Source organism: Emcibacteraceae bacterium (genome assembly GCA_041396985.1).
Taxonomy (GTDB): Bacteria; Pseudomonadota; Alphaproteobacteria; order Sphingomonadales; family Emcibacteraceae; genus Pseudemcibacter.
This window is the reverse complement of sequence record JAWKXO010000001.1, coordinates 178,602-204,403: the sequence shown is the minus strand read 5'-3', so window position 1 is coordinate 204,403 and position 25,802 is coordinate 178,602. Positions and strand designations below refer to the sequence as shown.

At 43.9% G+C, this 25,802-nt stretch carries 26 protein-coding genes; 16 read left to right on the top strand and 10 right to left on the bottom strand.

All coding sequences use genetic code 11. The features are described from left to right. Nucleotide 1 precedes the first annotated feature (1 nt). Nucleotides 2-553: a DUF4166 domain-containing protein gene (locus R3D86_00940; GenBank protein ID MEZ5756766.1), complete on the top strand. Its 552-nt coding sequence runs from the start codon at nucleotides 2-4 to the stop codon at nucleotides 551-553. On the opposite strand, the gene R3D86_00935 is transcribed toward R3D86_00940, so the two are convergent. Together R3D86_00935 and R3D86_00930 are read right to left on the bottom strand one after the other, a co-directional pair. Then, nucleotides 531-1,424: a hypothetical protein gene (locus R3D86_00935; GenBank protein MEZ5756765.1), complete on the bottom strand. Its 894-nt coding sequence runs from the start codon at nucleotides 1,422-1,424 to the stop codon at nucleotides 531-533. The genes R3D86_00940 and R3D86_00935 overlap by 23 nt on opposite strands. Further along, entirely contained in the window at nucleotides 1,345-3,030 is a 1,686-nt protein-coding gene (locus R3D86_00930) for a PIG-L family deacetylase (GenBank protein ID MEZ5756764.1), read from the bottom strand. Before R3D86_00930 ends, R3D86_00935 begins: the two co-directional genes overlap by 80 nt. 134 nt (nucleotides 3,031-3,164) lie before the next feature. Between R3D86_00930 and R3D86_00925 the strand changes: the two genes are divergently transcribed. From R3D86_00925 to R3D86_00885, 9 genes are all read left to right on the top strand, one after another. Next, complete coding sequence (locus R3D86_00925; protein MEZ5756763.1) at nucleotides 3,165-4,403, top strand: extracellular solute-binding protein; 1,239 nt, start codon at nucleotides 3,165-3,167, stop codon at nucleotides 4,401-4,403. After that, a complete protein-coding gene (locus tag R3D86_00920) occupies nucleotides 4,400-5,275 on the top strand; it encodes a sugar ABC transporter permease (protein ID MEZ5756762.1) in 876 nt (291 codons plus the stop codon). Before R3D86_00925 ends, R3D86_00920 begins: the two co-directional genes overlap by 4 nt. After that, nucleotides 5,268-6,098, top strand: a complete 831-nt coding sequence (locus R3D86_00915) for a carbohydrate ABC transporter permease (protein MEZ5756761.1) — start codon at nucleotides 5,268-5,270, stop codon at nucleotides 6,096-6,098. The genes R3D86_00920 and R3D86_00915 overlap by 8 nt, the downstream gene beginning before the upstream one ends. Beyond that, complete coding sequence (locus R3D86_00910) at nucleotides 5,984-7,636, top strand: argininosuccinate lyase (protein ID MEZ5756760.1); 1,653 nt, start codon at nucleotides 5,984-5,986, stop codon at nucleotides 7,634-7,636. The genes R3D86_00915 and R3D86_00910 overlap by 115 nt, the downstream gene beginning before the upstream one ends. Continuing rightward, on the top strand, nucleotides 7,636-8,631 hold the full coding sequence (gene ugpC, locus R3D86_00905; protein ID MEZ5756759.1) for a sn-glycerol-3-phosphate ABC transporter ATP-binding protein UgpC: 996 nt from the start codon (nucleotides 7,636-7,638) through the stop codon (nucleotides 8,629-8,631). The genes R3D86_00910 and ugpC overlap by 1 nt, the downstream gene beginning before the upstream one ends. A gap of 241 nt (nucleotides 8,632-8,872) precedes the next feature. Beyond that, nucleotides 8,873-9,805, top strand: coding sequence for a CsgG/HfaB family protein (locus R3D86_00900; protein ID MEZ5756758.1), 933 nt, complete (start codon nucleotides 8,873-8,875; stop codon nucleotides 9,803-9,805). Between the two features lie 12 nt (nucleotides 9,806-9,817). Continuing rightward, nucleotides 9,818-10,126 (top strand): hypothetical protein, encoded by a 309-nt coding sequence (locus R3D86_00895; GenBank protein ID MEZ5756757.1) that lies wholly within the window; start codon nucleotides 9,818-9,820, stop codon nucleotides 10,124-10,126. 47 nt (nucleotides 10,127-10,173) lie between these two features. Further along, nucleotides 10,174-10,575 carry a DUF4810 domain-containing protein gene (locus R3D86_00890; protein MEZ5756756.1) on the top strand — a complete coding sequence of 134 codons (402 nt, stop codon included), beginning with the start codon at nucleotides 10,174-10,176 and terminating at the stop codon, nucleotides 10,573-10,575. After that, on the top strand, nucleotides 10,575-11,393 hold the full coding sequence (locus R3D86_00885; GenBank protein MEZ5756755.1) for a DUF799 family lipoprotein: 819 nt from the start codon (nucleotides 10,575-10,577) through the stop codon (nucleotides 11,391-11,393). The genes R3D86_00890 and R3D86_00885 overlap by 1 nt, the downstream gene beginning before the upstream one ends. 83 nt (nucleotides 11,394-11,476) lie before the next feature. Here R3D86_00885 and R3D86_00880 read toward each other — a convergent pair whose 3' ends face one another. Further along, nucleotides 11,477-11,986, bottom strand: a complete 510-nt coding sequence (locus tag R3D86_00880; protein MEZ5756754.1) for a hypothetical protein — start codon at nucleotides 11,984-11,986, stop codon at nucleotides 11,477-11,479. 443 nt (nucleotides 11,987-12,429) lie between these two features. On the opposite strand from R3D86_00880, the gene R3D86_00875 reads away from it, so the two are divergent. From R3D86_00875 to R3D86_00865, 3 genes are all read left to right on the top strand, one after another. Continuing rightward, nucleotides 12,430-14,547, top strand: coding sequence for an SIR2 family protein (locus R3D86_00875; protein MEZ5756753.1), 2,118 nt, complete (start codon nucleotides 12,430-12,432; stop codon nucleotides 14,545-14,547). Nucleotides 14,548-14,691: 144 nt separating this feature from the next. Then, a complete protein-coding gene (gss, locus tag R3D86_00870) occupies nucleotides 14,692-16,584 on the top strand; it encodes a bifunctional glutathionylspermidine amidase/synthase (protein ID MEZ5756752.1) in 1,893 nt (630 codons plus the stop codon). Nucleotides 16,585-17,487: 903 nt separating this feature from the next. Beyond that, nucleotides 17,488-17,709, top strand: a complete 222-nt coding sequence (locus tag R3D86_00865) for a hypothetical protein (protein ID MEZ5756751.1) — start codon at nucleotides 17,488-17,490, stop codon at nucleotides 17,707-17,709. Between the two features lie 61 nt (nucleotides 17,710-17,770). Here R3D86_00865 and R3D86_00860 read toward each other — a convergent pair whose 3' ends face one another. From R3D86_00860 to soxC, 3 genes are read right to left on the bottom strand one after another with little or no spacing between them, the layout of a single operon-like run. Next, complete coding sequence (locus R3D86_00860) at nucleotides 17,771-18,292, bottom strand: VOC family protein (GenBank protein MEZ5756750.1); 522 nt, start codon at nucleotides 18,290-18,292, stop codon at nucleotides 17,771-17,773. A gap of 31 nt (nucleotides 18,293-18,323) precedes the next feature. After that, complete coding sequence (locus R3D86_00855; protein MEZ5756749.1) at nucleotides 18,324-18,893, bottom strand: cytochrome c; 570 nt, start codon at nucleotides 18,891-18,893, stop codon at nucleotides 18,324-18,326. Further along, entirely contained in the window at nucleotides 18,880-20,187 is a 1,308-nt protein-coding gene (gene soxC, locus R3D86_00850) for a sulfite dehydrogenase (GenBank protein ID MEZ5756748.1), read from the bottom strand. Before soxC ends, R3D86_00855 begins: the two co-directional genes overlap by 14 nt. 240 nt (nucleotides 20,188-20,427) lie before the next feature. Here soxC and R3D86_00845 point away from each other — a divergent pair, with 240 nt between their 5' ends. Together R3D86_00845 and R3D86_00840 are read left to right on the top strand one after the other, a co-directional pair. Further along, the gene (locus R3D86_00845) at nucleotides 20,428-21,207 is read left to right on the top strand and encodes a hypothetical protein (GenBank protein MEZ5756747.1); all 780 of its coding nucleotides are present in this window, start codon (nucleotides 20,428-20,430) and stop codon (nucleotides 21,205-21,207) included. A 9-nt stretch (nucleotides 21,208-21,216) separates the two neighbouring features. Continuing rightward, nucleotides 21,217-22,158, top strand: coding sequence for a hypothetical protein (locus R3D86_00840; protein ID MEZ5756746.1), 942 nt, complete (start codon nucleotides 21,217-21,219; stop codon nucleotides 22,156-22,158). Here the strand turns inward: R3D86_00840 and R3D86_00835 are convergent. The 4 genes from R3D86_00835 to R3D86_00820 are packed head-to-tail and all read right to left on the bottom strand — an operon-like array spanning nucleotide 22,155 to nucleotide 24,763. Beyond that, nucleotides 22,155-22,850, bottom strand: a complete 696-nt coding sequence (locus R3D86_00835; GenBank protein ID MEZ5756745.1) for a DUF2461 domain-containing protein — start codon at nucleotides 22,848-22,850, stop codon at nucleotides 22,155-22,157. The genes R3D86_00840 and R3D86_00835 overlap by 4 nt on opposite strands. An 18-nt stretch (nucleotides 22,851-22,868) precedes the next feature. Further along, on the bottom strand, nucleotides 22,869-23,819 hold the full coding sequence (locus R3D86_00830) for an MBL fold metallo-hydrolase (protein MEZ5756744.1): 951 nt from the start codon (nucleotides 23,817-23,819) through the stop codon (nucleotides 22,869-22,871). Continuing rightward, on the bottom strand, nucleotides 23,816-24,274 hold the full coding sequence (locus tag R3D86_00825; protein MEZ5756743.1) for a hypothetical protein: 459 nt from the start codon (nucleotides 24,272-24,274) through the stop codon (nucleotides 23,816-23,818). The genes R3D86_00830 and R3D86_00825 overlap by 4 nt, the downstream gene beginning before the upstream one ends. 33 nt (nucleotides 24,275-24,307) lie before the next feature. After that, nucleotides 24,308-24,763 (bottom strand): arsenate reductase ArsC, encoded by a 456-nt coding sequence (locus R3D86_00820; GenBank protein ID MEZ5756742.1) that lies wholly within the window; start codon nucleotides 24,761-24,763, stop codon nucleotides 24,308-24,310. Between the two features lie 70 nt (nucleotides 24,764-24,833). Between R3D86_00820 and R3D86_00815 the strand changes: the two genes are divergently transcribed. Continuing rightward, nucleotides 24,834-25,775: a hypothetical protein gene (locus R3D86_00815; GenBank protein MEZ5756741.1), complete on the top strand. Its 942-nt coding sequence runs from the start codon at nucleotides 24,834-24,836 to the stop codon at nucleotides 25,773-25,775. Nucleotides 25,776-25,802 lie beyond the last annotated feature (27 nt).

Below are 25,802 nucleotides of genomic sequence, written 5' to 3'. Positions count from 1 at the left end.
AATGGCAAATCCTTTATTTGAAAGAAATCTTTTAAATTATGAAAAGCTTCCTTCTTTGATTAAAGATATGCATGATGTTCAATCCATAGTAACAGCTATTGGAATATCTGATGTGGTTCTGGGAAAGAGTAAAGCAGCAGTATTTTTAGCTCGTATTTTCGGATTTCCGGATGAAGGCGTAAATTTATCCATTACTGTTACATTTGAAAAAAAAGGCAATGATGAATTACTGTTTCGTGATTATGGGAGTAGGAAGTTTCAAACTATATTTAAAGACCATCCGCAGCCTGGTTATGTTTATGAACTGTTTGGGCCACTTTGGTTTGAAGTGCAATGTGAGTGCTCAGAAGACGGAATTAAAATGATTATAAAAAAATGTAGGCTTTGGAATGTTATCCCGCTACCGTTTTTCCTTCTTCCAAAGACCAATGCAATGGAAAAAGTAAACGATGATAAGTACCATTTTGATGTTGATATCAGTATGCCCTTAATTGGTCGAATAATTTGGTACAAAGGCCATTTGGAAAAAATTATTTCCAGTCAGGCGGCGTAATCAGATTGGCGAGCAGTCTGGCCGCTCCTGGCACCTGATGTTCAAGTTGATGATGAAGGATCAGCGAGCAATGATGATGCCATCCTTCACCGATTTTGCCGCTGATCAGGCCACCTTTCAGCGGCGGTTTGCCGCGGTCCGACATGCTGAGCAGAAATTCATATTCCTTCGAGGCATGATCAACAAAATATAGCCCGCGTTCCTGGTCCCAGTTTGCCCAGTCGGCTTTACTGATTTTATTGGGCGCATTAAGCAGATGATGATCGGGGAGTAGATAAGTCACTTTCGCATATGGATCGGTAATCCGCCAGCGGAACGACGGGGTGCCGATATAAATCGGACGTGGCGGCGTTGTTTCATTATTCCAGTCGTCATCGGTGCGGTTATATTGGGTCACCAGATTGCCGCCATGTTCCACATAACTGCGAAGGAATGGACTGGTGGCTGTCAGGTCAGCCCTGAAAGCGCGAATGCCAATCACTATTGTATCATAGGCTGATAAATCCTGGGTTTTAAGATCATCAACACTGAGCATGGTGACATTAACACCAAATTGCTGAAGCCAGTAATAAACGCGGTCAGCACCGCGATCAACATACCCAACCTTAAGACGTGCCGGAATTTCAAGGTCAATCGGCTGGACATCCAGAGTGTTTGGAACAATTTTACAGGTGTTCCTGATATGGGGATAATCCATCAGTCGCACATTTTCTTGAACCTTTTGACCATCAGCTGTGGCATAAGGGGTCATAACCAGACGATCACTGCTTGTTGGGCCGGAAATGGTGAATTTATATTTTGATGATCCGGGCAGGGTGCCCTTTTTTAACCCTGTAATTTGGGGGCATAACCGTCCAGCCGCTTGGGGCATCCAGTCCGATCCTAACATCGCTCGCCATATCGGTGAATTTATCAACCGAAAGCATGGCCTGGACCGGGTCACCGTCCGTTAAGCGGTTATAAAAAATGCCGCTGGCTTCCCAGCTGAGGTTAACGGGCGGCACCACAAGAACCGGGTTCGCCGGGAGCAGGTAAGCAAGTCCCCCATCACCAACACCAATAATGGCCGAGAAATGTTCAAGCCCCCAGAAGGGTTCATAATTTTTGTTAAGCGGATTATGGTAGGGTGCATCTTTCGGCACCGACAGACGGATTTTTATGTCTTTCCGTTCTCCCGGTTCAATTTTAAAATCTTTTAAATCGATGGCTTTTGGCATTGATAAATCCGTGCCAATCACGGAAAGGCTGACTTTCGTCAAGGGCTTGTCACTGGTGTTATAGAGGGAAATTTTGCCGGTAAATTCCTGCCCGGGGCTGACAAAATTACTGTCCCAGATAATTTCGGCCCTAAGGCCGGAGGCTTCATAAATGGCAATGCCAAGTTGCTTTCTTTTGAGTTCTAATCTATGGGCAAAATCCTCGGACAGATCGTCGGAAGCTGAGCTTAAAAGACTTTGTGCTTCGGATAAATTTTCAGAAAGCATATTTAAATGATCAAGCACACGTGCACGGTCAGGAAAAGAGGCAATGGCGTCATTGACATTTTTCTGGGCCTGATTAAGCGCATTGGCCAGTTTACCATCAGCTTTATCCGCCATATCGGAAAATGTCCGCATCAGGCCGTCAAACACATCCTTTTCCTGTAATGGAATATCTATGCGGCTGTTAAGGCGATGAAGGTGGCTTAATTCGGGTGCTGCATCATACCATCGTCCCATGCCCTGGGTTAAGTGCCTGACCCGTGACCATTCGCCGATCTGCCGGTATGTGGCACCATTTATCGGGTCATAAAGCCCGGTGGGAATGGCAACAGTAGCATCCGGCGGCGCTTCACTGTCATCATAGACGGTACCCGCCCCGCTTGATGCTGAAAGATAAAGTTTTTTAACTTTCCACGCTTTAAGACCGTCTTTAGTGATTTGGTCCGGATAGGCGTTCGGGTCCGCCGCCAGATCATAGGCATCAATCGTTGCCCGTGTTACGGCGCGGTGGTGGCCGTGTTGCCCGTCCACATCAAGAAAGGTGGGGGATAAAATATCGGGCTTTTGTTCACGGATAATGCGTACGAGCCGTTCACGCATGCGTTCCTTGCCCCAATGCTCCTCGGCCTCGGCCGGGTCGGTGGAAAAGCCAAAATCATCAATTTCATCACCAAAACGGGCCGAATAAAAATGCACCGACATGGGAATTTCACTTGCTGCCGCTTCAAGTTCCTCGGTCCGGAAAGCGCCAAGATCATCGCCGGCTTCGGTGCCGATGGCGTTTTGCCCACCCTTGCCACGGGTGGCGGTGGTATACATAACGCGCACGCCCTGATTTCTCGCAAGATAGGCAAGAATATGGGATCGCTCATCATCCGGGTGAGCGCCGCAGTTCATAAAACTGCCCACATGTTTCAGCGGCGTCAGCACATTCCAAAGTCTGTTTATTCCGCTGAGCTGATGTTGTTCGTTAATTCGGCGCTGTGATTCAGTCATGTGATTTGTCCCTGTTGTTATCCGAATAATTTAACGGCTATCACGCTTAAGTCAATAGACTGGAATTCAGTTATAATTCGGTTTATGGTACTTGGAAAATTGATCAAAGAAATAATGATGAGGGGAACACAGGAGTGCGGCTTTTAACTGCCATTATTTTTATGCTTTCAATCGCTGGCAATACCCATGCGGTTGAGATCGATTATTGGCAATATAGCTATAAAACCCGTGTCGACGCCATGGATGAGCTGATTGTCGCGTTTGAGGCGGAAAATCCGGATATAAAAGTCAATCAGACCACCTTTCCCTATGCCCAGTATCGGACCAAGGTGGCGGCGTCCGTTGGTGCCGGGGAAGGGCCGGACGTAGTGCAGCTTTATTATGGCTGGCTGGGGGATTATTTAAAGGCGGGGATTTTAAAGCCCTTAAGCGAGGATAATTTTCCAACCACGGAAATTGAAACTGATTTTTTCCCGATTGTTCATAACATGAAAGTGGAAGGTCATTATTACGCCCTGCCGACAGCGGTCAGATCGCTTGGACTTTTCTGGAATAAAAAGCTGTTCCGTGAAGCGGGCCTTGACCCGGATGTGCCACCCAAAACGCTGGATGAACTTACTGAATTTGCCAAAAGACTTACAAAACGGGACCGCGCCGGCAATATTATTCAGGTTGGCATCACTGTCGGGCCTATTGATCAGGATCATAACTGGTGGCGGGAAGTGCTGGTCCGTCAGTTTGGTGGTGCGCCCTATAACGCGGATAATACAAAAGTCACCTATGATGATGAGGCGGGGTTACAGGCCTTTGACTATTATGCGGGACTGGTCACTGATCATAAAGTAAGTGTGGTTGATTTTATGGATAAGGGCGAAATCGCCTTTAAAGCGGGAAGGGCAGCGATGCATATTGACGGATCATTCGCCCTTTCCACCTTTGATCGGGCCAGACACCTTGAATACGGGGTGGCGGAGCTTCCCACCCACGAGGGGATAAAGTCAAATTTCGCATCCTACTGGGTTAACGGCATCACCAGCAAGGCTGCCGGGGAAAAGCGGATGGCGGCAGAAAAATTCCTAAAATTCATCACGTCCGAAGCGGCTATGCAGCTATGGCTTGACCGGGTGGGGGAACTTCCGGCACGGCGAGCGGTGGCAAACCGCCCTGAAAACAGAAATAACCCGAAATTTGGCCCGTTTATCAGGGGACTGGATTATGCCCACTCAACAGAATTTTATTCGGAAGCGGAACAAAGGCGAACTGTGGTTGATATGCTGGATAGGGTGGTTTTAAGTGGAATGAGCGTCGCGCGCAGTTTGCGGATTGCCGCTGAAGAAGACCAGGCCATCATTGATAAGGCGAGGATGAAATGAGCATTGGAAAAAAACGAGCCATCACCGCCTGGTGTTTCATTTCTGTGCCTATTGTTTATTTTATTCTGGTGCGTTTTTACCCGACCCTTGATGCGTTCAGCATTTCGCTGACCGACTGGAATATTGTCGGCAAAAAAACCTATATTGGCTTTGATAATTTTATCCGGCTCTGGCATGATCCGGTTTTCTGGCAGGTGCTTGGCAACACGTTTGAATATCTATTGCTCGGGGTGCCGATTTCACTTATTCTTTCCTTTATCATCGCCCATTCGCTTGATCAGGTCCGTTTTGGACATGGTTTCCTGCGTGCCTGTTATTTTATCCCGTTTCTGACCACGGCGGTGGCGATGGCCTGGGTCTGGCGTTGGTTTTATCAGCCGGTACCGGTGGGGATGATCAATCTTGCCCTTGGTCAGTTGGGCATTAAGCAGCTTGATTTTCTCCGCTCCACCACAGAAGCGCTCCCCGCCGTGCTGGCCCCGGCAATCTGGGCCGGGCTCGGTTTTCAAATAGTTATTTTTATGGCAGGGCTTCGGGCCATTCCGCAAAGCTATTATGAAGCGGCGAAAATTGACGGGGCTGGGGCTTTCCGCATTTTACGGGAAATAACTCTGCCGCAGCTTCGTCCGACCATCGTGTTTCTGACCGTGATCAGCTCAATCGGGTTCCTTCGCATTTTTGATCAGGTTTATAACATGACGCAGGAAGGGGAAGGAGGCCCCCTAAACGCCACCCGGCCACTGGTGCTGCATATTTATAAGGCGGCGTTTGAGCGTTTTGAAATGGGCATGGCGGCGGCGCAGACAGTTATTTTATTCGTCATTCTGCTGATCATCACCATTATCCAACTTAGGGTGCTTAAAAATGACTGAAAATAAAGCACCGATCCGACCCGGCAAAATTATAATCTGGAGCCTTTTATTCATCGGTGCCGTGATTATGATGACACCGATTATTTTCATGTTTTCCGCCAGCTTTAAATATAATGATGAAATTTATGAACTGGCGCTAATAAGTTCAGAACCAACATTAAGTAATTATATTTATCTATTTGAAAATACGGAATTTTTAATATGGTTTAAAAATTCAATTCTTGTCGCACTTGCCTCAACCGTTTCTGTGCTATTTTTTGACAGTCTGGTTGGGTATACACTGGCAAAATTCCGCTTCCGCGGCCGTAAACTGGTCTTCATCGCCATTTTAAGCACATTGATGATCCCGACCGAAATGCTGGTGATCCCGTGGTATATACTGGCGCGCGATTTCGGCCTGCTTGATAGCTATATCGGGCTGATATTTCCAGGGATTATGACCGGGTTCGGGGTTTTTCTGATGAAACAGTTTTTTGAAAGTGTGCCCGATGATTATCTCGACGCGGCCCGCATTGACGGGCTTTCCGAATTTCGGATATTTACCGAAATTGCCATGCCGCTGGTGGCCCCGGCCTTATCCGCGCTGGCAATTTTTACATTTTTGGGCAACTGGACAGCGTTTTTATGGCCGTTAATTGTTAGCTCAAGTGCTGAACTTTTCACCATTCCCGTCGGGCTTTCATCCTTTTCCGGTGAATTTCAAAGCGAATGGGAAAAGATCATGACCGGGGCGGCGGTGGCGACATTGCCAACTTTACTGGTGTTTTTATTTTTGCAGCGGTATATCATCCGTGGCGTGATATTAGGAGGATTAAAGGGATAATCATGGCAAACAGGCAGGATCAGGCCGGCGGCGGCATCACTGACAATTCAAAATTCCCCAATGAAACCTATAAGGAAACGGTTCTAGCCCCGCTTTTTGAGGCATCAAAAACCACATTCGCCGATTATCATTTCCGCGTGAACCTGGCCCATGCCGTGATGCTGGCGGAACAGGGCATCTTAACGGCTGCGCAGGGTGCTGACATCCTGAAAAGCCTGATTGCCATTGAAGAAAATCTTGATCTGGCGTCACTTGAATATACCGGTGAGGTAGAAGATTATTTTTTCTATGTCGAGGGCGAGCTTAAAAAAGCACTGGGCACCGATCTGGCCGGGCGGCTCCATACCGGGCGCAGCCGCAATGATATTGACCACACGATTTTTAAAATGCATCTGATGGACCTGTCCGCCGTGCTGCTGACCGAACTGAACCAGCTGATCGCAACCCTGCTTCGGGTGGCAGAGGGCGGCAAATCAACCATTATCCTTGCCTATACCCACGGGCAGCCGGCCCAACCGACCACATGGGGTCATTATCTGGGGGCTTTTATCGAAATATTGCAGCGCGATGTGGAACGGATCACCCTTGGCCGCAACACTGCGGAGCTTTGTTCGATGGGGGCGGCGGCCATCACCACCACAGGCTTTAATTTAAACCGCGAAAGAATGGCGGCACTCCTGGGCTTTGCCGCGCCGCTTGAAAATTCCTATGGCTGCATTTCCAGTGTTGATTATGTCACCGGGCTTTATAGCGCGATGAAGGTCATGTTCCTGAATATTGGCCGCTTTGTCCAGGATCTGGCCCAGCGCAGCAGTTTCGAGCTTGGCCATATTTATGTGCCCAATGAATTTGTCCAGATCAGCTCAATCATGCCGCAAAAGCGAAACCCGGTGCCGATTGAACATATGCGCCTTATGGCGTCGCTTTCCGCAGGGCATTGTGACACAATCATAAACACCATGCATAATACGCCATTCACGGACATGAACGATTCTGAAACCGAGGTCCAGACCGTCGGCCACAAGGCTTTTGAAAGCGGGGTCCGATTATTGCGGCTTTTAAATGATTTTATTGGTGCGGTGCAGATTGACGAACAGAAAATCGCCCGCCATATCGGGCAAAGCTGCGCCACCATTACCGAAATCGCTGACAGCATCGCCCGCATAGAAAAACTATCCTTCCGTGATGCCCATGAAATCGCCGCCGACATGTCACGCGAGGCCATTGCCAAAAAAATTGCGCTCGATGAATTTGACTATGGTGAATTCAGCCGAATTTATAAGGATCACACTGGAAAGGCGCCAAAAATTGACGCTGAAAAATTAAAGGAAATTGCCAGCCCCGGATATTTCATTGCCGTGCGTAAAATTACCGGCGGCCCGGCCATTCCGGCCTTTGAGGAAAGCCTTAAAAAATATACAGGCCTGGCCATTGCCCAAAGCAATGAAAATGTCGCTTTTTTTGAGCGGCTGATCGGGGCGCGTGAAAATCTGGCTGACGCGGTAAAAAAACTGACACAGAATAAGGGGAGCGATTAATGGCGAGCGTGACATTATCGGATATTTCAAAAAGTTACGGCAAAGTTTCGGTCATTGAACATCTTGATCTTGAAATCAGGGATAAGGAATTTATCGTTCTGGTCGGCCCGTCCGGCTGCGGCAAATCAACACTGCTGCGCATGATCGCGGGACTTGAGGATATTACGGCGGGTAAAATCTCCATCGCTGAACGTATGGTCAATAATCTTGAGCCGCGTGACCGCGATATCGCCATGGTGTTTCAGAATTATGCGCTATACCCGCATATGAATGTTTATAAAAATATATCCTTCGGCCTTCGTGCCCGTAAAATGGCGAAAGCCGATATTGACTCCCATGTCAACCGGGTCGCCGAAATACTGGATATTAAAGACCTGCTTAACCGTAAACCGTCGGAGCTTTCCGGCGGGCAGCGCCAGCGGGTCGCCATGGGCCGGGCCATGGTGCGTAATCCGGCGGTGTTCCTGTTTGATGAACCCTTATCAAACCTTGACGCGAAATTACGTGCCAGCATGAGGGCGGAAATTAAAAAACTGCACCGCACTGTGGAAACCACCATGATTTATGTTACCCATGACCAGGTAGAGGCGATGACCTTGGCCGACCGCATTGTCATTATGGATCAGGGCAAAATTCAGCAGATCGGTACCCCGATGGAGGTTTACAATACCCCCGCAAATCAGTTTGTCGCCGGTTTTATCGGCAGCCCTGAAATGAATTTCATTAAAAGCAAAGATGGCATCACCCTCGGCATCAGACCCGAGGATATTTATCTGGCGGATAGTGTCACCCTTGAAAAAGGTAAAAATATCAAAGCGGTGGTGGAGGTGGTCGAGCCGCTTGGCGCCGAAACATTGCTGATCGCCCTTTATGTTGGCATCAGAATAACCGCTAAACTGAACGGACTTATTGATCTGGAAGCAGGATCAGAGGTCAAACTCACCCTTGATATGTCCCGCGCTCACCTGTTCAACAAGGACGGGGAGAGGGTTTAAAGGGGGGGGTATTTAATATAACTTTAATTGTTATTTTTCGATTTTTAGTATTTATGTGATTATTTTTTGTTCATATAATATTCATAACTTCTATATTAAAGTGTCCTTCTAAAGATGAATGCTAATTTTAATTGATTATTTTACATTTACTATTTAATGTGATTTAAATACTAAGTTTAAAGTAACATTTAAAGTTCCAGGTTAGCAGTAAAGAGTTAAGTAAATTATGATGGGGGTAAAAATGCAAAACCACACATCCAAATATTTTCAGATTAATCTTCTAACATTACTAATTGTTATTGGCAGTTTTGCTATGGTTCCTTTTGCCTATGCTCAGGATAATCAGGTTAGTACCAATGAGAAGAATTTAAAGTTTAAAGTCGCTATTGGTCGTTTCAGCAATGAAACAAATTATGGCAAAAGCCTTCTTAGGGATAATGATTTGGATCCTTTGGGAAAGCAGGCAGCTGATATATTAACGGCCTATCTGGCAATGTCAGATAAATTCCTTATTTTTGAAAGACCAGACCTATCCAAAATTGAGCGTGAACAAGGACTTTCAGGTGATACAGGAATTGTTGGAGTTGATACACTCATTATTGGCTCGGTTGTAGAATTTGGCAGAGCGGCAGATGGGCAGCGGGGATTATTTAACAGAAAAAAAGTACAAACAGCACATGCAAAAGTGGCGGTGCGATTTGTTGATGTGAGAACTGGCCTCGTCTTTCATTCTGCGACTGGTACGGGTGATGCAACCAATGAAACAAAAACAGTTCTTGGTGTAGGAAGTACAGCTGGGTTTGATGCTACCCTTAATGACAAGGCTATCTCGGTCGCTATTGAAGATATGATTGAAGAGTTGGTCAAAACTTTGTCTGGCAGAACCTGGAAAACAGATATTTTGGCAGTTGAAGGATCGAATGTATATATCTCTGGTGGTGAAAAACAGGGATTAAAAGTTGGCGATCGTCTTGCCGTAATGAAGGAAGGAAAAACCGTTAAAAGTAATCAGACCGGTTTTAATATTACGCTGCCTGCTTCTAAAGTAGGTGAGTTACAGGTAATTTCATTGTTTGGTGATAATGAAACCAATGAAGGTGCTGTAACGAATGTGGTTTCTGGTGAAATTGGTGATGGGCGACCAGAAGGTCTATTTGTAACAACAGTTAATTGATTGGGGGAAGTAATGAGAGTTTTCCTATTTAAAATCTTACTCACTTGTTCTGTTTTATTCGTTTCTGCTTGTGGAAGTCTTCCAAAGCATAATGAAATTAGAGCCGATGATAAGCCGACTTTGGCAATAGCCGATGATGGAATTGGGTCACAGTTATATGTTGATGGGACATATATGGGGGTTGTGGAAGACGGTCATCAGATCTTCAATATTTCTACCGGTAACCATGCAATTAGGTTGGTAAAACCTAATGGGGAACAGATTAATAGAGAAATATTTGTCCAAGGTAATACGAGGCGCGAAATTAGTATAAGCAACTAATATGAGTGCATTTAAATAGTTTTCAAATTCGTTTTGAGGGGAACAACATGAAATTAGTTAGTATGAAGTGCTGTAAATTTATTGTTTTTACGGTGTTAATAATTATGACTTCGGCATGCGGTAATAAAAGCATGTATAATTGGGGTGGCTATAGTAATAATCTTCTTGGGTATTATAAAAATATGGATGACGAGCAGCTGCAAAAATTTTCTGACTCTTTGTACGAAGGGATAGAAAAGGCAGAAATTAAAGATAATGTCCCACCAGGAATGTATGCCGAGTACGGATACACAAAATTAGAACTGAATGATGCTAATACAGCCGCTATTTACTTTCAGAAAGAATGGGATAAATGGCCTGAGTCAAGATTTCTGATGGAAAAAGTCATGAAGCGCCTGACAACAATGGCGCCAGAACAGACAACACCATCTACTACGGGGGAAATGTAATGAATAAAATTAAAATATTTGCGGCAATATTGTCTGCAATAGCTTTATCTGCATGTGCGACTGCACCAGACTATAAGGACTTCACAACATTTATTTCTGCAGACCCACATTCAATTCTGATTGTTCCTGTGATTAATCATTCCGAAGAGGTTGAAGCGGCAGACTTGTTTCTAACAACTCTTCCTGTCCCGCTTTCGGAAAAGGGATATTATGTTTTCCCCACCAATATGGTTAAAAAAATTATGGAGGAAGATGGCCTTGGCGATCCGTTATTGGTGCATTCAGCGGACACGACACGTCTGGCGGAACTTTTTGGGGCAGATAGTATAATTTATGTAGAAATTCTGGAGTGGACGAATAAATATAGTGTCCTGTCAGCCGGCGTTCAGGTCCATTTTCTTTATACCATTAAAGATGGCCATGATGGGAAACTGCTTTGGCAGGATGAACAAAATCTTATCGTTGATAAATCACAGGGAGGTTCGGGAAATATATTTGCTGATCTGATTGCAACGGCGATTGTTGCTGCCTCCGATAGTCTTAGTTCGGATTATACATATGTCGCAAATAGTGCAAATGCCGCTGCTATTTATTCGCCTGGACAGGGTATCCCTGCGGGTCCATATTCAGCATTATATAAATCTGATACAAAACAATTTCCGGCAAACGGTACGGGAAGAATCTCTGATGCAACTGTATTGGCGGCATCTTATCAGGCCGACCCAAATATAAACATGAAAAATAAAGAAGAAAAAGGTGACGAAAATTCTGAAGAAACTAATTCATCAGAAGATTCTGATCAGAATAATTCTAACTAATATTTTTCGGGTTTTTACCTAAGCTGACCCTTGATCTGTCCCGCGCCCATTTAATTGAAAAGGATGGGCGGCGGGATTAAGGGTTATCTGTATGTAACCTCGACATATCCAAGCATCATGTTGGTATTGGGACTGTTTTTACACATGGGGAAGGTAAGCTCGGTTGCGGTGACATAATTTTTATTTTCTTCCAGATATTCGACACGGGAATATAGCGGGATATTCTTTTCAAACAATTCATGTGAAAGCATCATTAAGCGGTTGTAAGTGGATTCCATTTGCGATTTCATACTGTTGCTACTGTTATTATCAAATATTAACTGATTGGTAAGTTCCCCATATACTTTTGCAAGTTTTGTCCCAACCAAAGTCATTTTCAAATTGACCAGCTGATTATTTTCATTAACCAGCAATTCAGCCATCCAGATATTCGGCAGAAAACTGGTAAATTCCTTCGGGTTAAAATCTGCACGGTCAAGGTGGGTATCCGTATCATCCTCACCAAATAATTTATCCCAGAATAATTTCTGTGTCGGGGTAAATAAATGTTTGCTTTCTTTTGCGGGAACGAGCGTATAATTATTTGCAATCAATATGATGACTTTCCGGATTTAATAATATTCGTAATAACTTATCATAGTTTACCAATTTGTCCAGATGGGGGTGGCACTTGCGTTTACTGTTGAGCTGAAATGTTTCTTATGGCGTAATATGTAGTCATCAGAATTGCGGCTAAAATGAACTGACTTATAACTTTGGGGCGGGCGCAGATATCTAACGTACCCTGTGGTATACGACGCACATTTAATTGAAAAGGATAGGCAGCTGGTTTAACGAATACCACGTAATCATTTAGTTATTGATTTTGTTATGACCAGAAATCTTGACTTGGGTTATTATTTTTTTTCAAATTCTCATATGCTATAGATAATAACGAATTAATTTTGCGCACTATATAATATTTAGTTAGAATAATATTTAGTTAGATTTTTTCTATTTGTTAGATTTTGGTGTAGTTAAGTGGGGGTATATTGAAATGTTTGATGTATCAGATTCTAAAACAGTGTATGCAGCAAAACTGCTTTTTGACAAGATAGCGATCAAAGAGGAAGGTATAGTTCTTTGGATAGGAGCTGGTGCAAGTTCTTGGAGTGGCTATCCTTTATGGAAAGATTTGGCTTTAAAATTTCATACTGATTATCAACGTTATGATCCATCGTATGATGTAAATAATGGTCTTAAACTAATAAACGATTCAAAATTCCCTGAGTATTTCCAAGAATGTAAAGATTTGAGTATTACGCACTATAATGAATTACTTTCAGAAAATTTTAAGTCAAAGCAAATAACACCTGTTTATTCAAGATTTATAAAGTCGGTTAGAGACCTTGCCCCAAAGTGTATATTAACTACAAATGTAGATGACTTGCTTGAGAAAAATCTTCCATCTTATACACTAATTGAAAAATCAAATATAGAAAGATGCCATTATTTACTTAAAAATAATGAACCATTTATTTGTAAGTTGCACGGTTCTATGGATAAAATTCAATCTGTAGTATTTACTTCTGAAGATTATAGTAATTTAGAATCTGACGAGAGTTTTATTAAATACCTAGAGAGAATAATATCTGCTTCAACACTAATATTTATTGGATATGGTCTTAAAGATGAATATTTAATCTCATTACTTCAGAAAAACCAGAACTTAGCGACACTATTTGGAGATGGACCTCATTTCGCTATTTTGCCAAATATAACCACAAAGTTACCATCAAGTGTAAAAATATTAAGGTATTTACCTATTCCGCATAAGGATCATCGAACAACAATTTCAATAATAGAAGAACTTAAATTTAGACGACCTAAAATCAAAAAAGCAAAGTTTGAACATGAACCGGCTGCTAAAGAAAATTTATTACGAAGTGCTCACTTATTGTTTGATGTTTTACCTCCTGGCACCTGGACAAGTTCTCATACTATCGAACTTGAAGGTCAACAAAGCCAAAAAATTCAAGCCATAGTTGGAAATGGGTTTACAACAAAAGAAGTTTCAGATCATAGGTCAACAGCAATGCATGATTTTCTTGTTGGATTAATTTGCTTTGATCAGGTTATTGCGCCTATTCAATCTTTAGGGCGACTTCATATATTAATTGGGAGTGATAGGTTTTGGGGATTAGTACGGGATGACATAGTCACTTTTATAAATTGGCAACAAAATGAAGCAGTATTTTTTCCAAGCCCTGATTCAATTAATTCAGGAGATCTAGGAACTTTTTCTACATTAAATTCTGATATGACAAAAAAAACGGTTAAAGATCAAATTAGAAGTCATCTTAAACCTTCTACAGGAAACGAACACGAGGCAGAAAAACTTTTTGAGGAACTTGAACCGAAAATATATGATATTTGTGATACCCCAAGTGAATCCATACCAAATATTGTTCGCAGCTTACTTCTACGTCCTTCAATCCGAAATTTACTAGGTATTAGTGGTGGAACACCTCTAAATTCAATTACTAGATGGCAAGTATTTTCAATTCTTAGGTTAGCAAATGTTGTTAGAATTGGCTCAGCATGTCGAAATTTGATGATAAGTTCTGCAAAGTTAGACTTTGGTACATCAAATTTAGCCGGTCCAGCGTTTGCTTCTGCTGCCGGAGTAGAATTTACAGATGATTCAGCTAGTTACGTAGTGTGTGGTCGTTTTAACTGTGATCTTGGCAATATTGTATCTCAAGATGTTACATTAATAGACAGTGTCCTTGCTTTTCGCGATACTATTGAAGGAATTAACTTGAGAAAAGAGATACTGAAAAACCTTGCAATAAGTAGTAGTGCAGACGTTAATATAGCTGTAAATAGTGCCCTAATAAAAAGCATTCCAAATAAATTGCTTCAGGAAGCAAGAGATAAGTTTGTCAGCCTCTTAACACCTCAAAAATCTATAGGTTCACCTATATCTGCTATATGGAATAATGATGTACGAGCAGAAGAATCTATAAATAAATGGAAACAAACTAGTAGAGAAATCCTTAAATCTATTTGCCAAAAAAATGGTATTACATCATACGATCCTTGCCCTTGTGGGTCTGGCGAAAAATTAAAATTTTGCTGCGAAGAGGCACTGCTTTTGAATTCAAGGGCTTAAGTCCTTAATAAGCAGACAGCATAAAAATAAAAAAATATTTTTTACGCCTGATAAATGGATATATCAACGCACTTTCCAATATGATAAAGAATATGAAACAGACCGGATTGTTCCGGTTTTATTTTTCATTTGAAAGTTCATGACATGATCAAGCATCCTAATTCCTCTTCCGCGCCATTTGGTGCTGTTCTGGGGTACGGGAAAGGCAACGTTCCTGTTTTTTCATCGGATTATGAGACTGTCAATAAAGAAGAAATGCCGGACCGTCGGTCTTTCAAAAGCTATGTTGACGGTGTATTTATGGGCTATAAATGGCAGTGCGTGGAGCTGGCCCGGCGCTGGATGTATATCAACCATGGCTATGTTTTTGACGATATTTCCATGGCCTATGATATTTTTAATCTTCGTGAGGTTAAAAAAATTTCAGACGGTACAACATTGCCGCTCTATTCCTTTCGAAACGGATCAAAAAGACTGCCCGAACCCGGTGCGCTCATGATCTGGAACGAAGGGGGCGAGTTTGAAATTACCGGCCATGTTGCCGTTGTCACGGAGGTAACAGCAAACGCGATCAGGATTATTGAACAGAATGTCGATCATGTCCGCTGGACAGATGAAACGTCATGGTCACGGGAACTTCCCATGAAAATTGACCCTGAGGGAAGGGTTTTTGTCAGCTGTACTTTTGATGAGGGCAGTATTCTCGGCTGGGTTATGCAGACAAATGATCCAACCTATGCGGAAGTCATTGAAGATCCTGACCCGGCGATTTTTAATCTGGTCTCAAAAATGGCAGAGAAACAGCCGGATGAATGGCTGGATATCAGTGAGCCGGATCAGGCCGCATTTGTGCACTATATGCATGGACATAGAATGGCAACGTCAGACGAAGACAGGGAACGTTATTTTCTGATTGGGGAAACAGCCCGTAAGGAAGTCAAGCGGGCGACCAATGAACTTAATGCCATGTTTATGCGTGCAACGGATTATGTGCTGGAACATGAGGATATACTGGCAAAATTTAATCTGCCCGTAGCACTCATCCCGCGCATTCAGCAAAGCTGGCAGAACCGGAAAACACATAATATTACCGGGCGGTTTGATTTTGCACTCTCTGAAAAAGGGCTCAAAGTTTACGAATATAATGCCGATTCCGCATCATGTTATATGGAATGCGGCCTGGTGCAGGGCAAATGGGCCGATGCCTCCAATGTTACGGAAGGGCGTGATGCTGGCGGCAGGCTGACCCAGTCCCTGATTGATGCGTGGGAAAAAAGCCATGTTGATGGGGTGCTCCATATCATGCAGGATGATGATCTGGAAGAAAATTACCATGCCCTTTATATGAAAAGGGCAATTGAGGGAGCCGGGATCAAATGCAAGATCATCAAGGGTCTGAATGGCCTCCACTGGGATGATGAGGGCTATGTTGTTGATCCGGATGGTGAGCGGATACTGTGGGTCTGGAAGACATGGGCATGGGAAACGGCACTGGATCAGCTCCGCGATGAAGCAATTGATGAGGAAGACTTTCTTTTAAACCACAAGCGAAATGAAATATTTACCCATCAGCCACGATTGGTCGATGTCCTTTTAAGGCCGGACGTGATGGTGTTTGAGCCCCTTTGGACCTTGATTCCAAGCAACAAAGCCATATTGCCTGTTTTATGGATGCTGTTTCCAAATCATCCTTATCTGCTTGAATCACATTTTGAACTAACGGAGAGCTTATCGAGTGCAGGGTATGTTATAAAGCCGATTGTCGGCCGGTGCGGAAATAATATTTCCCTGATTGACAAAAGCGATCAGGTGTTGGCGGAAACCGGCGGAAAATTTGATGCCCAGGACCAGATATACCAGAAGCTGTTCAAATTACCGGATATTGACGGACTTTGGGTCCAGGTCTGTTCATTCTCGGTCGATGGCTATGATTCCGGCGTTTGTGTCCGCTGTGATCATTCGTTAATCATACGCTCGGAAAGTGATCTGCTGGCCCTCAGAATTGTGCCTGATGACTATATCCTTCATCAGGAATGAACAGATTAAACTGACTTCACGACCAGCATCAATCGCAAATGCCTGGCTTTTTGGTCTAAAGAAACCAATCAATACTTGTTCTTATACAAAATGCGATAATCGTGTCTTATGACGGCTATCGACCCAAAGCGGACGTTATGAAAATCGGATTTAATTCCTTTTTGATTTCATTGGATAAATATATAATGTTACTCCAATTGTAAAAAATATTCCAAAGAACCATGCCCAATTTAACAAATAATATTCCATTACTGATATTATATTTAGAGTTACAGCTATCCAGTAAAGTAATAGCCCATATACAATATGGATGCTAGTAGCTAAAGCTGGTTCCAATAATCGGTGACTGTAAACATCTCGCCCCCTGAATGGTCCTCTTAAAACAACAATTACCAACCAGAATATGGGATTGATATAATAGAAAATTACAGGATAAAGCGATATCATAATCGCTCCAGAGACAGGAAAATTGTGTTTATACACCACAACTATTATACACCAAAATAAAAGTGAAATACTTTCTGCCGCACGAACCTGCAACCACTTCTAAGTTCTCCAATGTGGATCCATATTCATTTGCCCCAATATTACTAGGATTATCAATTTTATATTGAAACATTCCGTTTCTATCGTCAACTGAACAAGAAAGTGAGTGTCCGCTTTGGGTCGATAGCGGTCAGTCAGATTATGGCGGCTTCGTCCTATCTTTTTTCAATATTTCCCCCATTTTTTTTGGGTAATAGAACATAATCCCTTCCAATCCGCTAAAAAATGCAATAAAACTAGTGTGCATTATTTTAATGTACTACTTACTTAAACTGGTCATTGATTGCCAACGGGGGTAATTAATACCCAAACCGGACAACCAAACCCAAAATGGGCAACTAAATTAACGAGGTAATAATGAATACTCTTAAACTTTTACTGATCTCACTTTTCGCAACCGCACTGACCGCTTGTGGTGGTGATGACAATGGTTCTGCATCTGCGACAGCTGAAAGCGCATCTGCAACAGCAAACAGCTCAATGGCGGGCATGGATGCGGAAGCAAAAGCAAAAGCTGAAGAAGCACGCAAACTGGCTGAAAAACTGGCCGCTGAGCGTGACGCTATGGAAAATCAATAAGCGGTAGATAATACGCTTTAAGGTTTCAAACGTCCGTTATGGATTATTCCATGACGGGCGTTTATTTTTTCTGCCAAAGCTGGATTAAATTCCCTTCCGGGTCTTTCAGGATAAAAAACCGGCTATTGGTTAAATCATCGGTGATAATGTCGGTAACGGTTTCGATATTCCGTCTTTTTATTTCGTTAAATAAATCATCAATATTGGAAATTGTAAAACCGGCCTTAAAAAGCCCATGCAGGTTAAAGGATGCGTTTTCATCGTCCCGCGCTTTCGCCTGGTTATGCTTAAGCAGTTCAATCATTAATCCGGGTCTGTGTAGCAGGCGGATAGTAACGCTGCCGTCCGGTACATCAATCCTGTTTATGGTGGTCAGGTTAAAAAGCTTGGTGTACCAGCTTTCCATTTTTTCGATGTCATTGACGGAAAGGGCAAAAAATGTTTCCCTCTGATCGGATAGACTGGCTCCGCTTTGTTCCTGGTTTTGCGCTTTAACGGGGATGGTCAAAAAAGCCATGTTCATCAGGCCAAAAAAGGCAAAAATGATTAAAGGCGTTTTTGCCAATGCAGGTAAATAATTCAATAGATCGCCCCTTTCACGGCCGGAACAGGATTCATTTAAATTTGGTTTTATATTTTTCCGGAATATCCGGATAGGCATTAATAAAACCATCCCGGTTTGGCATTTTGACCTTGGGCAGGGTGTCTTTATTAATCACCTTACCTTCATCGATCACACCATTTTCATATAAAAGATAAGCGGTCAGCGAATAATATTCGCTGTTGGAAAGCGACATGGGCGCCACCAGCGGCATGGCGCGGCGGATATAATCAAATACCGTGGTTGGGTAAGGCCAGTAGCTGCCGATGGTCTGCTGCAGGTTTGTTTTGCCGTTTTTGTCCTTAATGCCGAATAATTTGCCGATCTGGTTTTTGGTCGGGTCATCTTCGCCGGGCAGGTTATGGCACATGTTGCAGTTGACTTCGAAAAGCTCTTTGCCTTTGTCAGCGGTTCCTTCGCCATCAGGAAGAAATTCACCGTCCGGAAAAATGGACCAGAAGCTTTTATCAATATCGGCCTGGCTCGCGGGCACGCCAAAATGGGGCTGCTGCGCCAATACCGGCTGAGTGGTCATAAGCAGGGCGGTAAAAAGGAGTGATTTAGGGAATTTAGGCATAGACATTTTTAATCTCCCCACTGCTGGCGACACCCCAGCTTTGAATGGCGTGGAAATGATATGTCGGTTTTCTGCCGCGGGCGGTGATCAGCTGGTTTCTGGTCGGCTGAATACGGCCAAATTCATCATAGGCACGGCTTTGCAGGATAGCGGGGCCGCCGTCCCACTGCCACGGAATGCGAAAGCGGGTCAGCATTTTGGGGAGTATAGGGTCCTGAAGCATCGCATCACCCCATGTTTTGCCACCGTCGGCGGATACCTCAACCCGAGAAATTCTGCCTTTCCCGGACCAGGCAAGACCGCTAACCTCATATAAGCCTTTCTGCTTCAGGCTCATGGAGTTGGACGGTCTGGTGATGATTGATTTTACATCCTGTTCCAGCGTGAATTGCAGCGACATATTATCGGGCATCATGTCGGTATATTTGACCGTTTCCTGTATCGACATAACGGGTCGGTCCGTGACATAGATGGAACGGAGCCATTTGACGGATGTATTTCCTTCAAACCCCGGGTTAAACAGTCGCATGGGATAGCCCTGGGATGGTCTGATCCGCTCCCCATTTTGGCGGATTGCGATCATGGTGTCGTCAAGGGCCTTATCAATCGGGATGCTTCGGGTCATCATGCCGTTGTCGGCTCCTTCGGCAATAATCCATTTGGCGTCTTTTGAAACGCCGCATTCATCAAGCAGGGTCGAAAGGAGTACCCCTGTCCATTCGGCGCCGGACAGCAGGCCGTGGATTGCCTGTAACGACTCGTTTGTCGGTGTCTCGCTCCAGAGGGTACCGCTGTTGCCGCTACATTCCAGAAAATACTGGCGGGCTACGGTCGGATAATTTTCCAGCGCGTTGATATCGAACTTTAGCGGGTTTTTCACCATGCCGTGAATGACCAGAAAATGCTGATCCGGGTCAATATCGGGAATGCCCTGATGGGTGCGTTCAAAATGAAGGCCGTTTGGCGTTATGGTGCCAAGCATATGATCAAGCGGGGTTCGCGCGGTATATTTTGTCAGCCTTAAATTATAAAATTCGTCCGTCATGGGGGTGAGGCGCCGTTTTACCCGATCTTCCTCAAACCGGGAACGGTTGCCGTAAAGCTCTGCACTGCTGCCCGGGATCAGTGTCCAGTCATCCTGACCTTCTCCGACCGCTTCCTGACCATATGCCGCGCGCGCGGTGGCAAGTGCCGCGGTGGTGGCTAAGGCTGAATTTAAAAATAGCCGACGGTTGAGCACGCCGCCCTTGGCGACATGGTCCGCTGCATCAATGACGATTGATTTTCCATATTTGTCCATAATCAAGCTCCCCTTTAAAGCTTTTTGTGTGATTATTTTTATAATTTTATGTGTTGTCAAAGAGCTTAGCTCAAATATTTGATCCGGTCAAAAGATCAATTTGTGTCTGGAAAGTCGTGATAAATGACACCAGAAAAATAATAAGGATAATTCTTGCTTAAGTGCGGGATTGCTGTAGGATATCTAATTATTAATTAATTAGGAGTTCGTAAGATGGGCCAATTTTTCAGGATAAATAAATTGCGTTATTTCATCGGGATTTTTCTTCTGACGGCCTGTTCGAACCAGGGAAATTCCGGTAAAGAATCGGATAAGGAGCTTAGCTATGACCGATTTATGGAAAAGCATATTGCGGCCATGGGGGGAAGACAGGCAATAGAAGCGGTAAAAACGGTTGATGTCGAGCTTGAAATTTCCGAACCGGACACATCGGCAATAAAGCAGGTGGCGGGAAGGTCGGTAAGGGCGCATTACTGCGCCAGCCGGGAAGGGAAAATGCGCATTGATGTTTATGTTGACGGGGAACGTGTCTTTACCGAAGCATTATCATCCCCTGACAGTGGCTGGGAACTTAACGGCGGGGAGGAAGTGGCAAAATCATCAAGCGAAGAAGGAAGAATAGCTTTATTGAACGGTATATATTCAAATCTTTATGGTCTTCATGAGCTTGTCAATGTGGGATATAAACTTGAATTTCAGGGATTACAGCAATTAATGGCTCAAACTTATTATGCAATCGACGTGACCAGCCCGAACGGCAAGTCTGAACGACAGTTTTTTGACCCAAAAACCTATCTTAAAACCGCCAGCATGGATGAAAGTGCGCTACATGTTGATGTTGACCCGACCAAGACGGTTAATGTATCAATGAGCAGCGATTACAGGTCTGTTGACGGGTTGATGCGGTCATTTGCGGGTGAAGTTATTGATATGGGCCAGAATAAAGTGATCCAGAATACTAAAATTTTAAAGATTGAATTTAATAAAGAGCTGGATGAAAACCAGTTCTTAAGGCCATAAGGAAATTTTATGAAAATTATCAGCCGTAGCGAAATTGAAGCTCTATTGCCAGGATTGGACCTGATGTCGGCAATTGAGCAGGGCTTTATCGATTATTCGGCGGGAAAATGCATTGTGCCGCCGATCGGCGAGCTGATTATGGATAAAGGCGAGGTTCATATAAAATATGGCTGCATTAAAGGTGATGATTATTATGTCATTAAAATCGCCTCCGGTTTTTATGGTAATCCGAAAATCGGCCTGCCCTCCAGCAATGGTATGATGATTTTATTTTCTCAAAATACCGGTGAAGTGGTGGCGGTGCTGCATGATGAATGTATTCTGACCGATATCCGCACGGCGATTGCCGGGGCGATTTCTGCCAAATATCTGGCCCCGAAAATAGTAAATGCCATTGGCATTGTCGGCACAGGTGTTCAGGCACGGATGCAGGCAGACTATTTAAAACCCGTGACCGATTGCCGCACCATCATTGTCTGGGGCAGGGATCCTGAAAAGCTGCTTTCCTATAAAAAGGATATGACGGCAGCGGGATTTAAGGTTTTTACCACCAGCGACATGGCGGAGCTTTGCGAAAACGCCAACCTGATAATCACCACAACACCCTCGCATCTGCCGCTGATCAGCGCTGATATGATTCGCCCCTGTACTCATATAACTGCAATGGGCTCGGACACTGTGGAAAAACAAGAACTGGACGAAGAAATTCTTGCCCGGGCCGATCTGGTGGTATCCGACAGTATTGATCAGAGCCAGAGCCGCGGTGAAATTCATAAAGCGCGCATTGCGGGAAAAATTACCGACGCGGAGCTTAAGGAGCTTGGCGCAATTATCACAAGCGGCGTTGGGCGCACGTCAGAAGAACAGATTACGGTTGCCGATCTGACCGGAGTGGCGGTGCAGGATATTAAAATTGCTGAAGCTGTTTACCGGGCCTCAACAAGCGCTTAAAATTCAATGCCCTTCGCATCACAGATAAAGGCCATTAAAGGTGCCGCCGCATCAAATGTTTTGGCGACCTCATCAAGGAAACTGGCATTCGTCGTAATTTTATAATCACCGCCGTTTTTCATGGCGAAGAAGCTTTTTCGCTTTAAATCCTCAATATATTTATGATCAGCGTCATAGCCGCGTGGTGGTCTTGAAAGGCCGTCACCGCGAACTCCGTCGAATGTGTTGATAAGCTCTTCATTTTCAATGACCGCCTGCCATTTTTTGGGATAATAACAGATGCGGTCCCGGATTTCGCCGAGTGTGGCATTATCCGGCATCCAGATACCACCACCATAAAAGATATTATCTTTTTCCAGATGAAGATAATAGCCGGGCGCATGGGCGTCCTTCCCCAGTTTATGGCGAAACTGGATACCGGCATTTTCCTTATAGGGTCTTTTGTCATTTGAAAAGCGGGCATCACGGTATATACGGAACATTGAACCGCCGCTGGCCTTTGCAATTGCGGTATAATGGGGGGATATATCCTTTAATCGCTCGCCCATATCAATAATGAAATCAAGGCATGGGGTGACAACATCTGCTTTATAGCGATCCTTATTTTCGGTAAACCATTCGCGATTGTTATTTTCTTTGAGTTCATCAAAAAATTGCCAGAATGGTTCCTGAAATCCTTTAAAATTTGCCATTTAATCCCTCTAATCCTGTTATCTAATGCCGAAATCAAGCGGGTCTTTAACAATAATGCTGAAGCCGTCAAACTGATATGTTCTTCGCTTGTCGCCCTGTATATATCGGGTGGACGGATTGATTATATCCATTGTCGCCTGACGCAATTTGTTTAAATAGGATACCGGTTGCATGGTTTCGTTATGCCCCGGCATCAGGTAATCAACCTGATCATGATAGTCAAACATGACCTGTGCGGAAATAAAGAATTCTTCGAAGCTCGCCTTTTCTGAATAAAGATAGATGGGGGCAGGGTAAAAGCTGTCCCCGGTAAACATCATGCGGTTTTGCTTATCCACCAGAATAACACTGTCCGGGGAGTGGCCAGGCGTATAAACAACTTCGATCGGGCGGCCACCAATATCGATAATATCACCGTCCTCAACAAACGTATCTATGGTGTATGGTTTGCTTTCATAGGTATCGAATGAAAAATTATCAGGCAGGTTTTTCCAGACTGTATCAGGGGTCATTCCGCCTTTCATTTCTTCATGATTGTGGCCTTTGGTGTTTTCCAGTGTATAGGGGGTGTTTACACCATAAATAGTGTCATACTGCCAGTTACCGCTGACATGGTCATAGTGGCTATGGGTATTCATGACGATAATGGGAAGAGTTGTGAGTTTGTCTGTCACAGCTTTTAGATCACCAATTCCCTGCAGCGTATCAATCAGCATGGCTTTTTCCGAACCGATCAGCAGATAGCTGATTGCTTCCTGCCACTGAAAAGGCTCATAAATAGCATAGGTGTTATCGGTAAGCTTATAAACTTCAAACCAGTTCTGCCCGGTATCAATTTTTTCAAATTTTGACCAGCTTTCTCTTGGCAGGGCATCATACCAGTTGCTCTGAGAGCCACTATTATCCCCATTGTCGCAGGCGGTGACTAAAATAATAGTGAGCAGGAGAAGGGTAATTTTTCTGATCATTGTGCTACTTTCTTAAGATGGGCTCTAAGCTCGGTTTTATCCATTGCTTCCAGGTCTTCTTCTAGCATTTTTTTGATACGGTCGTCGAGTATGTGATAAATATTGTTGAAATTTTCTTCCATATTTCCAAATTGCGAACTTGGATCAGGCAGTCCCCAATGGACATGGACCGAACCCCCGACATAGGCGGGGCATTTTTCCTTTAAAACCTTATCACTGAGCGTAATAACGATATCAGGACCCCAGCCAGAAAAACTGTCCCATGACTTGCTGACAAGATTGGTCGAACTGCAGTGATTATTTTTCAGGACCCTGAACGCAACAGGGTGGATATCGTCGCCCGGATGGCTGCCGCCGCTCATGGCTTTTATGCCTTTGGCTAAATATTTGCGCGTGATGGCTTCGGCGATAATGCTGCGCCCCATATTGTTTGTGCTTAAATATAATATTTTCATTCATTAGGCCATAAATTATTATAAATCAATTTGTTAAATTACTTTCTTAAATAGATACATTAATTCATCTTTAGTCATTTCTTCAAAAGAGTCACGAAGCAGCCCCTGGGCACGTTTTTCTAAAGTTTCTATTGTCCGGTCAAAATTTTCAATCTCATTTTTATCATCTTTGGAAGGATCAGGCAGCCCCCAATGTATTTTCAGGCTTTTGCCAAAATAGACAGGACATGTTTCTCCGGCGGCCTGATCGCAGAGTGTAATCACCACATCAGGTTCCCAGTCAGCAAAGTCATCCCAGGATTTACTGGATAAATTTGATGTATCGTACCCATGACGTTTTAAATGCTTAATCGTTAGTGGATGTACTGTTCCCCGCGGGCTGCTTCCGGCACTTTTAGCTTCAATGCGGGGAAAGGCAATTTTATTGAAGACTGCCTCACCGATGATGCTTCTACAGGCGTTATGTGTGCATATTAATAATATTTTCATTGGTCTACTCTATTTTTTTATGCAATATACAGGAAGTTGAAAATAAGAAGAACTGGAAAAAGGCGTGACTATGAAGTTTATAATATTGCCATATATTATGGGTGGATTTCTAACGTTGACGGTTGGTGCTGCGGCGCAATCTCCTGTGGCCAATAATCCTTTGGTTATTGCGGCATATGCCAAATCAGAAACCCCGTCCGGTGTTGCCTTCCGGGAAAAGGAATTTGATCATTCCAGCAGGGAATGGTTCGATGGCGACCTTAATACGGCCAATATAGTTTACACATCTGCCCCATTAAAGGAAAGTTCCTATAGCTGGCGGGGACGTCGTGAAGGGTTCCTTGGACATTATGCTAAAGCCATTGAGATTTTTACAGAAGGATTAGAGCTTTTTCCTGACAGTTATGCCCTTTATCGTTATAGAGGATATTATCTGGTCAGAAACTATCAGTTTGAAGAAGGGATCGCTGACCTGCGCAAAGCCGAAGACCTGATTGAAAAGACAAATGTTTCACCGGAACAGGACGGTATACCGGGAAAATCCAATTTTAGTCCGAGCACTTTCAAGCGAAATATCTATTTCTATCTGGCGCAGTCCAGCATGGCAACCGGTGATTATAACACAGTGATCGACTATATGGATAAGGCCGCTGCGGCCAATGAGCTGCGTGATAAAGATGATTTCCTTGTTTCGACCAGCTTTTATAAATATTTGGCTCTGAGGGCTATGGACCGCGATGACGATGCCGAGAAATTAATCAAGGCGGTCCCTCAAAAGCTCGATATCATTGCAAATTTTGACTATTTCGAAGCGGTTAAATTTTTACAGGGGCGCTATAGCCGAGAACAGTTTTTAAAATCCGCTGACAGTCTTGGAAAATATGCCATCGGTATGGTCGATCATTTTAAGGGTAACGACAAAGCTGCCAAAGATATTTTGACCGACGTAACCAAGAATAATTTCAAAGGATATTGGCTTGCTGAAGCAGAACTGCTAAAACTTGGAAGCTAATTATAATAATTTCTTTCAAGGGGAGTA